This window comes from Nocardia sp. NPDC060249, from assembly GCF_042728755.1.
Lineage (GTDB): Bacteria > Actinomycetota > Actinomycetes > Mycobacteriales > Mycobacteriaceae > Nocardia.
Genome location: NZ_JBHXAQ010000005.1, coordinates 442,483 through 455,067 on the forward strand (window position 1 = coordinate 442,483; position 12,585 = coordinate 455,067).

Annotated in this window: 11 protein-coding genes; 6 read left to right on the forward strand and 5 right to left on the reverse strand. The window is 67.5% G+C overall.

Going from position 1 to position 12,585, the window contains the following annotated elements; all coding sequences use genetic code 11:
• Positions 1-201: 201 nt before the first annotated feature.
• On the forward strand, positions 202-936 hold the full coding sequence (locus ACFWFP_RS21465) for an ATP-binding cassette domain-containing protein (protein ID WP_379297624.1): 735 nt from the start codon (positions 202-204) through the stop codon (positions 934-936).
• Positions 937-957: 21 nt separating this feature from the next.
• Here ACFWFP_RS21465 and ACFWFP_RS21470 read toward each other — a convergent pair whose 3' ends face one another.
• Positions 958-1,389, reverse strand: coding sequence for a MarR family winged helix-turn-helix transcriptional regulator (locus ACFWFP_RS21470; protein ID WP_379297626.1), 432 nt, complete (start codon positions 1,387-1,389; stop codon positions 958-960).
• A 113-nt stretch (positions 1,390-1,502) separates the two neighbouring features.
• On the opposite strand from ACFWFP_RS21470, the gene ACFWFP_RS21475 reads away from it, so the two are divergent.
• Positions 1,503-2,630, forward strand: a complete 1,128-nt coding sequence (locus ACFWFP_RS21475) for an NADH:flavin oxidoreductase (RefSeq protein ID WP_379297628.1) — start codon at positions 1,503-1,505, stop codon at positions 2,628-2,630.
• Between the two features lie 21 nt (positions 2,631-2,651).
• Here the strand turns inward: ACFWFP_RS21475 and ilvD are convergent, their stop codons facing one another.
• The gene (ilvD, locus tag ACFWFP_RS21480) at positions 2,652-4,343 is read right to left on the reverse strand and encodes a dihydroxy-acid dehydratase (protein WP_379297630.1); all 1,692 of its coding nucleotides are present in this window, start codon (positions 4,341-4,343) and stop codon (positions 2,652-2,654) included.
• Positions 4,344-4,470: 127 nt separating this feature from the next.
• Here ilvD and ACFWFP_RS21485 point away from each other — a divergent pair, with 127 nt between their 5' ends.
• Positions 4,471-5,724: a hypothetical protein gene (locus tag ACFWFP_RS21485; RefSeq protein WP_379297632.1), complete on the forward strand. Its 1,254-nt coding sequence runs from the start codon at positions 4,471-4,473 to the stop codon at positions 5,722-5,724.
• Positions 5,725-5,728: 4 nt separating this feature from the next.
• Here ACFWFP_RS21485 and ACFWFP_RS21490 read toward each other — a convergent pair whose 3' ends face one another.
• Positions 5,729-6,682: a fatty acid desaturase family protein gene (locus tag ACFWFP_RS21490; RefSeq protein WP_379297633.1), complete on the reverse strand. Its 954-nt coding sequence runs from the start codon at positions 6,680-6,682 to the stop codon at positions 5,729-5,731.
• Positions 6,683-6,867: 185 nt separating this feature from the next.
• Positions 6,868-7,149: a hypothetical protein gene (locus ACFWFP_RS21495; RefSeq protein WP_379297635.1), complete on the reverse strand. Its 282-nt coding sequence runs from the start codon at positions 7,147-7,149 to the stop codon at positions 6,868-6,870.
• Between the two features lie 374 nt (positions 7,150-7,523).
• Here ACFWFP_RS21495 and rph point away from each other — a divergent pair, with 374 nt between their 5' ends.
• Entirely contained in the window at positions 7,524-10,130 is a 2,607-nt protein-coding gene (rph, locus tag ACFWFP_RS21500) for a rifamycin-inactivating phosphotransferase (protein WP_379297637.1), read from the forward strand.
• Positions 10,131-10,177: 47 nt separating this feature from the next.
• Here the strand turns inward: rph and ACFWFP_RS21505 are convergent, their stop codons facing one another.
• Positions 10,178-11,122, reverse strand: coding sequence for a LysR family transcriptional regulator (locus ACFWFP_RS21505; protein WP_379297639.1), 945 nt, complete (start codon positions 11,120-11,122; stop codon positions 10,178-10,180).
• A 108-nt stretch (positions 11,123-11,230) separates the two neighbouring features.
• Between ACFWFP_RS21505 and fdxA the strand changes: the two genes are divergently transcribed.
• Both fdxA and ACFWFP_RS21515 read left to right on the forward strand, forming a co-directional pair.
• The gene (fdxA, locus tag ACFWFP_RS21510; RefSeq protein ID WP_379297641.1) at positions 11,231-11,566 is read left to right on the forward strand and encodes a ferredoxin; all 336 of its coding nucleotides are present in this window, start codon (positions 11,231-11,233) and stop codon (positions 11,564-11,566) included.
• A gap of 92 nt (positions 11,567-11,658) precedes the next feature.
• A complete protein-coding gene (locus tag ACFWFP_RS21515) occupies positions 11,659-12,579 on the forward strand; it encodes a D-alanyl-D-alanine carboxypeptidase family protein (protein WP_379297643.1) in 921 nt (306 codons plus the stop codon).
• Positions 12,580-12,585 lie beyond the last annotated feature (6 nt).

Sequence of the window (12,585 nt, forward strand, 5' to 3'; positions counted from 1 at the left end):
GACCGAACGGGAGAGTCCGCCGACGAACGTCTCGGCGCCTCGCGACCGGCACCTCGTGTGTGATCCGGTTCTACCAGTTCCGCGCAGGTCGCGAAAGCATTCGCGATTCTGGCCGGCAATCATGACAGCACCCGTGCGACGGGCTCCGATCGCATCCGGCCAACGGTGGACGCTCCGAAGTCGAGCGTGCCAAGGTGAGCTATGACCGCGGAACTTTGTTGCCTGACCGTCCGTGTCGACACCGCGCGGTGGAGCGAAACCGTCCTGACGGAAGTCGATCTGGTAGTGCCGGCTGGTCAGATCACCGCTGTGCTCGGTGGGCCTGGCGCCGGAAAGTCCATGGCCGCTTCGGCTCTCGCGGGGCGATTGCCCGCCACAGCGCAGTCTCGGGGCCAAGTCTTGATCGACGGTGCTGCTATCGACGGTCAGCGGTGGTCGGCATTGCGTGAAGGCGTCGTCGGCTATGTCGCGCAAGAAGGTGTCACGGCCTTCGACACCGACAAGACCGTAGGTGCCCAATTGCGGGCGCTGGAGCGACGTCATCGTGCGTGGAGTGTCGAGCGGGCATGTGCTGCGGCTCATTATCCGGCCGAGGCCTCGGACCTTCTCCCGCATCAGCACTCGGGAGGCCAGATCCAGCGGGCCGCGCTCGCTGCCGCGCTGCTGCCGGCTCCGCGCGTCCTCATTGCGGATGGTCCGACCAATTCCCTCGATATGGGGACGGCGTACGGGGTGTGGAGATCATTGCGCGAGTACGCCGACTCCGGTGCGGCGGTACTCGTGGTCAGCAACGAGGTGCGGATGCTGACTCACGGCGGCGTCGCCGACCGAATGGTGATCCTGCACGCGGGCCGCGTCCTTGCCGCGGGAACGACCGCGGAACTCGGGAATTCGACCGACACCTTCGTGCGGACCCTGCTCGGGTCGACCTTCTGAGGCCGAGCCCCGATCGACAGTTCAGTCGGCGCCGGTCACGAAAACGCGCTCCAGCAGGGCGAACAGGCGGTCTCGGTCTCGGTCGCCGAGCTTCTTCAGGCCGTCTTGCGTGGCGTGCATCCTCGCCCGGATCGTATCGGTGACACGCTCGCCTTCGGGTGTGATGACGAGATGTGTGACGCGCCGGTCGGACGCGCTGGCCTCGCGGCGCACGAGGTCGCGCTTCTCCAGCCGGTTGATGATCCCGGTGACGTTGGACGCGTCGCAGGCCAAGGTCTCGGCCAGGGCGCGCATCGCGACAGGTCCTCGGCGCAGCACGGTCAGCGTTTTGCCCTGGCTGGCCGTGAGGTTCTCACTCGCCGCCGCCGCGGTGAAGTCCCCGTAATAGACACCGAGCGCCACCGAGAGCAGCTCCATGAGCTGGGCCGTATCGACGCGCGGAGCTTCTTCCATGGGGTCAGCTTATCCGCAGAAACTTGACTATCTCAAATATCTGGCTCTAGCGTGGGGGCATTGCTTGAAGTTCTCAACCTTCTACTTTGTCAAGTACCTCTGAGGAGTATCCAGTGATCGTCACCCAGTCCGAGGCCTCCCGCACGGCGGAGATCCTGTCGCGGCCCGTCACGCTGAACGGCCTGACCGTCCCGAACCGCATCGTGATGGCGCCGATGACGCGGATGTTCTCGCCCGGCGGCGTTCCCGGTGACGATGTTCGGTCCTATTACGCCCGCCGCGCCGCCGCGGGCGTCGGCCTGATCGTCACCGAGGGAACCTACGTCGGCCACCAGTCGGCGGGGCAGAGCGATCGGGTGCCGCGGTTCCACGGTGCGGAGCAGTTGGCGGGGTGGGCCAAGGTCGCCGAGGACGTCCACGCGGCGGGCGGCACGATCGTGCCGCAGTTATGGCATATCGGCATGGTGCGCAATCAGGGCGAGCAGCCCTACGTCGACGCGCCCGCGGTCGGCCCCTCCGGCATTCGCGTCGACGGCACCGAGGGCGCCGGCAAGGCGATGACCCAGCGTGACCTGGACGACGTCATCGGCGCGTTCGCCGAGGCCGCCGCGGCGGCCGAGCGCATCGGTTTCGACGGCATCGAACTGCACGGTGCGCACGGCTATCTGCTCGACCAGTTCCTCTGGGAGCGCACGAACCGCCGCGAGGACGGATACGGCGGTGACGCGGTGGCCCGCACCAGGTTCGCGGCCGAGATCGTGGCCGCTGTCCGCGCGGTCGTCTCGCCCGGCTTCCCGGTGATCTTCCGCTACTCGCAGTGGAAGCAGGAGGCCTACGACGCACGACTGGCCGAGACGCCGCAGGAGCTCGAGGCGATCCTGGCACCGCTGGCCGCTGCCGGGGTGGACGCGTTCCACGCCTCCACCCGCCGCTACTGGCTGCCCGAGTTCGACGACTCGGAGCTGAACCTGGCGGGTTGGACCAAGAAGCTCACCGGCAAGCCCACGATCACCGTCGGTTCGGTCGGCCTCGACGGCGATTTCCTCCGTGCGTTGTCAGGCCAGGGTGCCGAGCTCGGCAGTCTCGACAACCTCCTCGATCGCATGGAGCGCGACGAATTCGACATGGTCGCCGTCGGTCGAGCCCTGCTCCAGGACCCGGAGTGGGCCTCCAAGGTCCTGGCGGGGCGGATCGACGAGGTGAAGCCCTACGACGGGGCGGCGCTGAAGACACTGAGCTGAGCGCCGCTCGCCGCGGCGGCGTCAGCCTGTGACGGCGCCGTGTGCGGCCGAGCTGACGAGCTTGCGGTACTTCGACAGCACCCCCGAGGTGTACTTGGACGGCAGCGGTTCCCAGCCGATCTTGCGGGCGGCGAGTTCGTTCTCGTCGATCTCGACGTCGAGGATGCGGTTGGCGACATCGAGGACGATCGGGTCGCCGTCGCGGACGAAGGCGATCGGGCCGCCGTCCACCGCTTCGGGCGCGACATGCCCGACGCACAGTCCGGTAGTGCCGCCGGAGAACCGGCCGTCGGTGAGCAGCAGAACGTCCTTGCCGAGGCCGGCGCCTTTGATCGCGCCGGTGATGGCGAGCATTTCGCGCATGCCGGGTCCGCCCTTGGGCCCCTCGTTGCGGATGACCACGACATCGCCGGCCACGATCGTGCCGTCCTCGAGCGCGTTCATCGCGGCCCGCTCGCCGTCGAACACCCGAGCCGTGCCGCGGAAGACATCGGAGTCGAAACCGGCACTCTTCACGACGGCGCCTTCGGGGGCGAGCGAGCCGTGCAGGATGGTGAGACCGCCGGTGCGGTGGATCGGCCGGTCGAGGCGGCGGATGACGTCGCCGTCGAGGCCCAGTTCGATGTGGGCGAGATTCTCGGCCATGGTCGCGCCCGTGACGGTCATGACGTCGCCGTGCATGAGACCGGCATCGAGCAGGGCTTTCATCACGACGGGGATGCCGCCGACCCGGTCGACGTCGTTCATGACATAGCGGCCGAACGGCTTGAGGTCGCCCAGATGAGGCACCTTGTCACCGACCCGATTGAAGTCGGCGAGGGTGAGACCGACACCGGCTTCGCGGGCGATGGCCAGCAGGTGCAGCACCGCGTTGGTCGACCCGCCGAGCGCCATGACGACCGTGATGGCGTTCTCGAACGCCTCCATCGTCATGATGTCGCGGGCCGTGATCCCCTTGCGCAGCAATCCGACGACGGCCTCGCCGGACTTCTCGGCGAAGTCGTCACGGCGACGGTCCGGGGCGGGCGGCGCGGCCGATCCGGGCAGACTCATCCCGAGCGCCTCGGCCGCCGAGGCCATGGTGTTGGCGGTGTACATGCCGCCACACGCGCCTTCGCCCGGACAGATCGCCCGCTCGATGCGGTCGACCTCCGCGGGGGTGATCAGACCCTTGATGCAGGCGCCGACAGCTTCGAACGCGTCGATGATCGTGACGTCCTTGCCGTCGATATTGCCGGGCAGGGTCGACCCCGCATAGAGGAAGACACTCGCCAGGTCCAGTCGTGCGGCGGCCATCAGCATGCCCGGCAGGCTCTTGTCGCAGCCGGCGAGCAGCACCGAACCGTCGAGGCGCTCCGCCATCATCACGGTTTCCACGGAATCGGCGATGATCTCGCGGCTGACCAGGGAGAAGTGCATCCCCTCGTGGCCCATCGAGATGCCGTCGGACACCGATATCGTGCCGAATTCGAGCGGGAAACCGCCACCGGCGTGGACGCCGCGCTTAACCGCCTTGGCCAGCCGGTCGAGCGACAGATTGCACGGTGTGATCTCGTTCCAGCTCGAGGCCACACCGATCTGCGGTTTGACCCAGTCCTCGTCACCCATGCCGACCGCGCGGAGCATGCCACGAGCGGCAGTTTTCTCGAGTCCATCGGTGACATCGCGGGAGCGTGGCTTGATGTCGACGGGCTGATCGGTGTCGTGTGCCATAGCGCAAGCCTACGAGGCCGGGTCGTGAAATCGCCACGATGACGCCCCACCGAATACGCGTCCCGCGGCCGGCGGAAGGAGCGGGCGACTCGGCCGTGCAAGATCACCGGGCGCGCTACCCTCGGATATGGCCCACCGATCGGCTGTTCTCGGTGCGATGCTCATCGCCACGTCGTTGCTCTGTGCGTGCACTGTGTTCGGCCGCGGCGAGAGCGATCCGCCCGCCGCGCGTGACGCGGAGGTGCTGGTGTCGATCGCCGAATCGCCGGGGTTCCTGGAGACCGAACGTGTTGGCAGCCGCCGCGTTCCCTTCTTCGAATTGCGGCGCGACGGTACGGTTTTCACCAACGTGGCCGACGGCGCCGAAGAGAGCATGTTCGGCGTCTACTGGGCCCGGCTCACCGAGGACGGCATCGAGCAGGTTCGCGCGTGGTTCGACGACCTCTCCTTCAACGACGCCCACTACCGCGAGTTCTCGCCGCCGACGGACCAGCCGACGACGGTGGGGTACGCGAACTTCGACGGGCCGGTCGGTGTCTCGGTCTACGGTCTGGATACCGAGTCGCGAACCCGTTCCGGCACTGGTGAGACGGGCAGGCTGGCGACCGTGATCGACCGTTTGCGAGCACTACCCGACGACGAGCAGCTCACGGTGCGGCGCCGTGCGCCGTACACGCCGACCGCCCTCGACATCGCGTTCCAGCCCGCGGTGTCCTCGGACGACGAGCCGTTGCCCGCGCCGACCGGATGGCCGTTCGCCGTCCCACTCACGCAGCGCCCCTTGGGTGTCGGCGGCTACGGTCGAGCACTGTGCGCGACTGTCGACGGCGCCGAAGCTGCCGCGATCATCGAGCTCATGGCCGGACACGACGAGGATGCCCCACGACATTGGTCCACCGGGGCGAGTCCGGGGTCCGGACAACCCACCTCGGTCCTGGTGACCGCGAACGCGCTCCTGCGCGGTCAATCCGGTTGCAGCGCAGTGGCAACGGACTCGGCATCGTCGAATCGCGTTGTCGTCGAACCGCTCCAGGACGTGGTACTCGCCGATCCGTCGACCTGGAAGGGCCGCTATCCGGCTGACCGGTTCACCACGGCGACCAGCGTGGAACTCTATGCGGCGGTGGCGATTCTGGTCCGAGATCTCGAGGCCAGGGAGGCTCGCGAGGATGCGGACGGCGCCATCGAACTCCACGTGCCGACCGGGTCGGACCTCACCTGGTACGACTACGAATTCGTGGCCGCCGAGGTGGGCGGCTCCCGCTACCTCGACCTGTCCGCCCGCTATCAGGGCATGGCTCCCGATCCATGGGAGCCACCGACATGGCACGCCCGCATCGCACTCGGCCCCGAAGCGGTCACCCACCTCGACCTGCGCTGATCAGCTACGAAGCCGTCGCTTCTGGATGCCGCAGCGGATCCGCCGAGGGCGTCGACATCATGGTCAGTTCGATCGGTCCGCGGAGTTGACGGGCAACCGCGCGGAACCAGCCGAGGTGGTACTCGGCGCCTCCGGTGTCGAATCGGGAGCGCAGCTCGTACCAGCGCAGGCCGGGGTGTCGGTGGTGCACGTCGTGCAGATTGAAGCTGAGGGCGAAACGCTCGAGCATGCGCGGCAGGCGCAGATTCATCGCGGCCCTGGGCAATTCGAGGTCGGTGCCGTAGTGGTAGGCGTTGTCGGAGAGGGAGATGATGAGGGCGCGGCCGCCGAACGCGGCGAGCAACATCCAGCCGTGTGCGCCGTAGGCGAGGAACGCGGCGGTGTGGACGACGACGATCGCGGCGGCGTCGGTGCGGAACTTGCCCAGAATCACCGGCTGGGCGACTCGGTCGAGCACGAGACCACCGACCGAATCCGGTGCGTCCACCCGACGTCCCAGTGCGCGAATGGTTCGCTCGGGCATCGGCGCGAGCAGCAGCGCGAGCACCTCGAGCAGGTACAGACCGCCGAACAGTTTCAGATAGAACGGGGGAGCGGCGCCCCGCCAACTGGTCGTCTGCGGGTCGTAGATCTCGCTGCGCTCACGGACCCGGCTGTATCGATGGTGGAGCAGGTGGCCCACTTTGAGCATCGCGAAAGGCGACCCGTACACCACCGCGAGGATGCGTCCCAGCCGGTCGTTGTGTGTGCGATTCCGCAGCAGCGACCCGTGCACGGCCTCGTGGATCAGTGACCAGAACGGCGTGATGGTCAGCGTCAGCGGCACCAGGGCCCAGCCCCAGGCGGCATCCAGTGGGAGCAGTACCAGCGGGATCACGAACAGCTGGGTGACGCCGATGGTCAACGCCAGCACGATGAGTCGCACATTCACCAGGTCGCCGCCGGCGGTTCGCGACACATCGGAAGAGTGCGGGGTGTGAATGCGAGTCATGGTGCAGCGGTGCTCCGGATAGATCAGGCGAACTCCGCCTCCCATCATCCCATCGGCGCACCGCGCGTGAGAGGCCCGACGGTGCCGCGTACCGGGTGTTCGCCGACAATTCAGCAGGGATGCACTCGCGTCCCGTGGCCGAGGCGCGACGGCTAGGTGTTCGGCTGGTCGGGTTCGATATCGAGCCGCAGCGGGAACTGGCTCACGGTCCATGCGGCCATCGCGGTCGACGCCAGGACATGGATCAGGTAGATCGTGCAGACCAGGCCGATGCCGTAGTCGCGCATCCACGCACCGAGAGGAATCAGGGCCACCAGGTCGAGACCGAGCATCAGTAGCGACAGGAGCAGGGCAGGCGCGGCCCAGGACGGTGGCACCGGTTCGCCGGAAGAATCGGCCGTGGGCGGGGAATCGAAAGGGTTCTCGGTGGCCATGTTGTCCTCACAGGCAAAGCCGGGGCTGGATGCTGCGTGCTAGCTGATCTGTCAGATATTCGGGGTCGCAGACGGCCCGGATCGGCGCGCGAGGTGAAAATCTCGGCATCCGCAATCTATCGGCAACATGAACACCCGGCACGCGGAGATCGGCTCACCAGAGGTGCGGTAACCAGAGTCGAATCGGCGCCGATCGAAGCTGTGGTCGGCGGGAACCCGGTGTGCTCACGGATTCGTCGCCGGCGTCGAGTGCGCGGGCGCTCCTGTTGCTTCCCCCTTTTACTGTATACACGATTCCGGGCCCTCATGAGGCGCTGATTCCTGGTCCATAATCGCTCGCGTTGGACCGAAACCACCAGGTGAGGAGTAGCGGGATGGCCTATGTGCTCGGGTTCGACGAGGTCGATCGAACAATGGTCGCGATCGTCGGTGGTAAGGGGGCGAACCTCGGTGAGTTGTCGCGGATCGACGGTGTCGACGTACCGGACGGGTTCTGTGTGACAACCGATGCCTTCGCGCGGACGGTGGCGGGTGAGCCGTCGCTCGACGATCGGCTCGACGAGTTGTCGCTCCTCGAGCCGGGGGATCGGGCGGCGATTTCTCAGCTGAGCGCGCAACTGCGGCGCATGCTCGAAGAGCTGGTCGTGCCGGACGCGGTGGTGGAGGCGATCCTCGCCGCGCATGCTCGGCTCGGATCAGCGGACGCCTACGCCGTGCGATCCAGTGCGACGGCCGAGGATCTGCCGGGCGCCTCGTTCGCCGGCCAGCAGGACACCTTCCTGAATGTCGTGGGGTCGGCGGCGATTGTCGAGCATGTCCGTCTGTGCTGGGGTTCGCTGTTCACCGAGCGGGCGGTCACCTACCGACTGCGAAACGGCTTCGACCAGAAGAAGATCCGGATGGGCGTGGTCGTGCAGCGAATGGTGTTCGCGCGCGCCGCGGGCATCCTGATGACGGCCGACCCCCTCACCTCGGACCGGACCGTCGTGTCCATCGACGCCGGTTTCGGTCTCGGCGAGGCGCTCGTGTCGGGTCTGGTCGATGCCGACGTCTATCGGGTCCGCGACGGCCACATCACCGGCAAGGCGATCGCCACCAAGAAGGTGCGCGTGGAGCCGGTGCAGGCAGGCGGTACTCAGGTGCGCGAGATCGCGGGCGGGCGCCGAAACGAACAGGTCCTCTCCGATGCGCAGGTGCTGCGGCTCGCGCGGCTCGGCCGGCGCGTCGAAGCGCATTTCGGCACTCCTCAGGACATCGAATGGTGTTCGGACGGCGATGATTTCCGCATCGTGCAGAGCAGGCCGATCACCACCCTGTTCCCGATCCCCGTCGCCGATGACGGGGAGAACCACGTCTATGTGTCGGTCGGCCATCAGCAGATGATGACCGACGCGATGAAGCCGCTGGGCCTGTCGGTGTGGCAGCTGACGAGCAACGCGCCCATGCGCGACGCGGGCGGCCGCTTGTTCGTCGATGTCACCGCGATGGCGTCCGCGCCCGCGAAAGGCGCCGCCTTGGCGGCGGGACTCGGCAAGTCCGACCCGCTGATGGGAGACGCGCTGCGCACGGTCCTCGAACGCGGCGACTTCGTTCGTCAAGTGCCAGAAGAGGATTCCGGCGCGCCGGGCATGCCGCTCGGTACCGCTCCCGCGCCGATCGAGACCGATCCCGACATCGTCACCGAGCTCATCGCGCAGAGCGAGGCATCGCTGGCGGCGCTGAAGCGCGACATCGGAGACCTGTCCGGACCGGCGCTGCTCGACTTCATCCGGACCGATATCCAGCAGGAGCTGCGGCGGGTCCTGTTCGCTCCCCAGGGCCTACAGGTGATCATGGCCGCGATGGCGGCCACGGAGTGGCTCACCGATCGGTTGCGAGAATGGCTGGGCGAGAAGAACGCCGCCGACGCACTCACCCAGTCGGTCCCCGGCAACGTGACATCGGAGATGGGTCTGGCATTGCTGGATGTCGCCGATGTGATCCGCCCGCATGCGCAGGTGGTGGCGTACCTGGAGCGGATCGAGGGTGACGACTTCTTGGACGGTCTGGCCGATCATCCGGGCGGTGGTGACGTCCGAGCCGCGATCGAGGAGTTCCTCGGCAGGTACGGCATGCGCTGCACCGGCGAAATCGACATCACCAGGCCGCGCTGGAGCGAGAGTCCCGCCACGCTGGTGCCGACAATCCTCGGCAATATCAAGAACTTCGGGCCCGGTGAGGGCAGACGTCGCTTCGTGGACGGCCTGCGCGAAGCCGAGCGATCGGAACAACAGATCCTGCGTCGCCTGCGCACCCTCCCCGAGGGAGACCGGAAAGCCGCCGAGACCGCGCGGATGATCGAACGTGTCCGCACCTTCTCCGGATATCGGGAATACCCGAAGTACGGCATGGTCAGCCGGTACTTCGTCTACAAGCAGGCGCTGCTGCGCGAAGCCGAACGGCTGATGGCGGCCGGTGTGCTGGACGAGCCCGGCGACATCTTCTTCCTGAGATTCGATGAGCTGCACGAGGTCGTTCGCACGCGCCGGGCCGACCGGGAACTCGTCGACGAACGACACGACGCGTTCCGTTCGTATCGGTCACTCACCGCACCGCGAGTGCTCACCTCCGACGGCGAGGCGCTCACCGGGGCGTATCGGCGCGAGGACCTCCCCGGCGGGGCACTGCCCGGCTTGGCGGTCTCGGCCGGGACGGTCGAAGGTCGGGCCCGCGTCATCGCCGACATCGCGCAGGCCGACCTCGAATCCGGTGACATCCTGGTAACCGCGTACACCGATCCGAGCTGGACCCCGCTGTTCGTCGGGATCGCGGGGCTGGTGACCGAAGTGGGCGGCCTGATGACCCACGGTGCGGTGATCGCTCGCGAATACGGCCTCCCCGCCGTCGTCGGCGTGGAACACGCCACCGAGCTGATCCGCGACGGGCAGCGCATCCGCGTGCACGGCACCGACGGTTACGTCGAAATCCTCCCGGAGCCGTAGTTACGTCGCACCCAGCCGGTTGACGCCCGAAGGGCCCGGTCGATGGATCAGTCTCTCGGCGATCGTCGCACCGTCGGCCGGGCCGCTTCGATGCGGGCAGCGAGGTCCACCAGGTCGCCCGCGGGGCCGGATGGTGGGGTGCTGCGGTGCCAGATGGCGCGAAACTTCCGGGTCAGAACCAGTGAGTCGGCCAGGTCGACCTCGTGCAGAGTGCCCGCGCGGAGTTCGTGGGCGACGATCAGCCGGCTGACCACCGCGGGGGCGAGCCCGCTGCGGGTGGTCGCGAGAATCGCCGCGGCGGAACCGAGTTCGGCCGCGGGCCGCGCGGGAGTGCCGTGAATGTGCAGTGCCGCCCAGACGGTATCGCGTGTTCCGGATCCCTTCTCGCGCCACACCAGCGGCGTATCGGCGAGTTCACGCGGGCTCACCGGGCGCGCGCGGGTGGCCCACGGATGGGTCGGTGCGACGACCACGACCAGCTCGTCGGCCACGAGTACCCGGCTCCCGAGTCCCGCCGGTGCTTGCGGCCCTTCGACGAATCCGAGCGCGACCTCGCGATCGCGCACCGCGGTGGTGACCTGCTGTGAGTTCGCCACGTCGAGTTCGACGGCGAGCTCGGGCCGAAGCTTGCGCAGGGCCGCCAACCACTGCGGAATGCGATGGTCGGCAATGGTTTTCGAGGCGATGACATGCAGCTGTGGTGACAGTTCGCGGTGCAGGTTCGCGACACCGTCCATCAGGGCCAGTCCCGCGGCCAGCACCGGTCGACCGAGTTCGACCACGGCCGCACCGGCATCGGTCAAGGCCGAGCCGGTGGGTCCGCGATCGATCAGCCGCAGCCGCAGCCGTCGTTCCAACGCGCTGATGCGCATTCCGACCGCGGGTTGGCTGATGCCGTGCCTGCGCGCCGCGGCACCGAGGCTGCCCAGCTCCGCCACCGACACCAGGAGGTCGAGCACCTCCAGATCAGGGGTACCCGGCGGCAAGCTCATAAGGAAACCTTACGAGGTGGTGGATATCGGGGTCTACCCGCCCGCGGGCGCGCGCACCAGGATCAGCACTACCGCAAGTTGCGGGCCAGTACAGCTGAGGAGCACAACATGACGTTCGTGGTCGGCGCCGCCTGCGTGGACATCCTGGATCGGGCCTGCATCGAGGAGTGCCCGATCGACTGCATCTTCATCGGCGATCGGATGGCTTACATCCAACCCGACGAGTGCATCGACTGCGGCGCGTGCGAACCTGCTTGCCCGGTCGAAGCGATCTACTACGAGGACGATCTGCCGCCTGGGCAAGAACAGTTCGTCACCGAAAATGTGCGCTTCTTTCACGAACCGCTACCCGGACGGGTGGAGCCACTCGGTCAGCCGGGCGGCGCGACCTCGGTCGGTGTGCTCGGCGTCGACACGAGCTACGTGCGGGAGTTCCGGGCGTAGCTCTGTCGGTCCGTCGATCGGAACGTAACGAGTTCTGAGAATCGAGGGGGTAAATCCCGGAGGTCGGCATAGTTGTGCGCCAGAATGTCGCCATGCGGACATTCGCCAAGGCGTTGCATGCCGTCACTGTCGGGATTCTGATCGTCGCTGCTGGTCACGGTGTTGCGGCTGCCGCACCCTCCGGGAGTGCTGACGGTCTGCTGCCGTGGCCGGCCGCCGGGCCCGATGGCGTCCATGCCTCGGGTGCGGCGTTGGCGGAGGGGCTCACCGGGACGGTGGTGTGGTCGCGTGAGGCGAACACCCCGGTCCCGATCGCCAGCATCGCGAAGGTGATGACGGCGGTGGTGGTGATCGTCAGCGGGGACCTCGAACGGCCGGTGACGGTGCCGCAGGAGGCGGGTGCCTACTGTGCCAGGGAGAACGGCAGCACCGCGGGACTGGTTCCCGGCGAGGTGCTCACCGCGCGCCAACTGCTCTACGCGCTGCTGCTGCCGTCGGGCTGCGACGCCGCCTACACCGTGGCCGAGTCGTTCGGTCCCGGACAGGGCGGTTTCCTGGCCCGAATGAACGACACCGCGCGGGTGATGGGTTTGGCGGGAACGCATTTCAGCGATCCGGCCGGTATGCCGTACCCCACCGATTACTCCACCTATTCCACCCCGGCGGACCTCGTGGCCCTGGGCGTGCGCGCGATGAACCTGCCGCTGTTCCGCGAGATCGTCGCCGCGAGGGACTTCTACGTTCCCGCCGGACCCGCCAACCGCGAGCACCACTGGGAAACCACGAACCGCATGCTGGACGAATATCCCGGCACCATCGGCATCAAGACCGGCAACACCGACGCCGCCGGACACTGCCTGATGTTCGAGACGATCCGAGCAGGCATTCCGCTGATCGGCGTCGTTCTGCACAGCTCCGACCACAGCAGCGCCGCCGCGAGGCAGGACGCCGAGCGCATGCTGAACTGGGCCTACGACCCGATCCTGCGCGTACTGCAACCCCTCGGGGGCTGACCACCG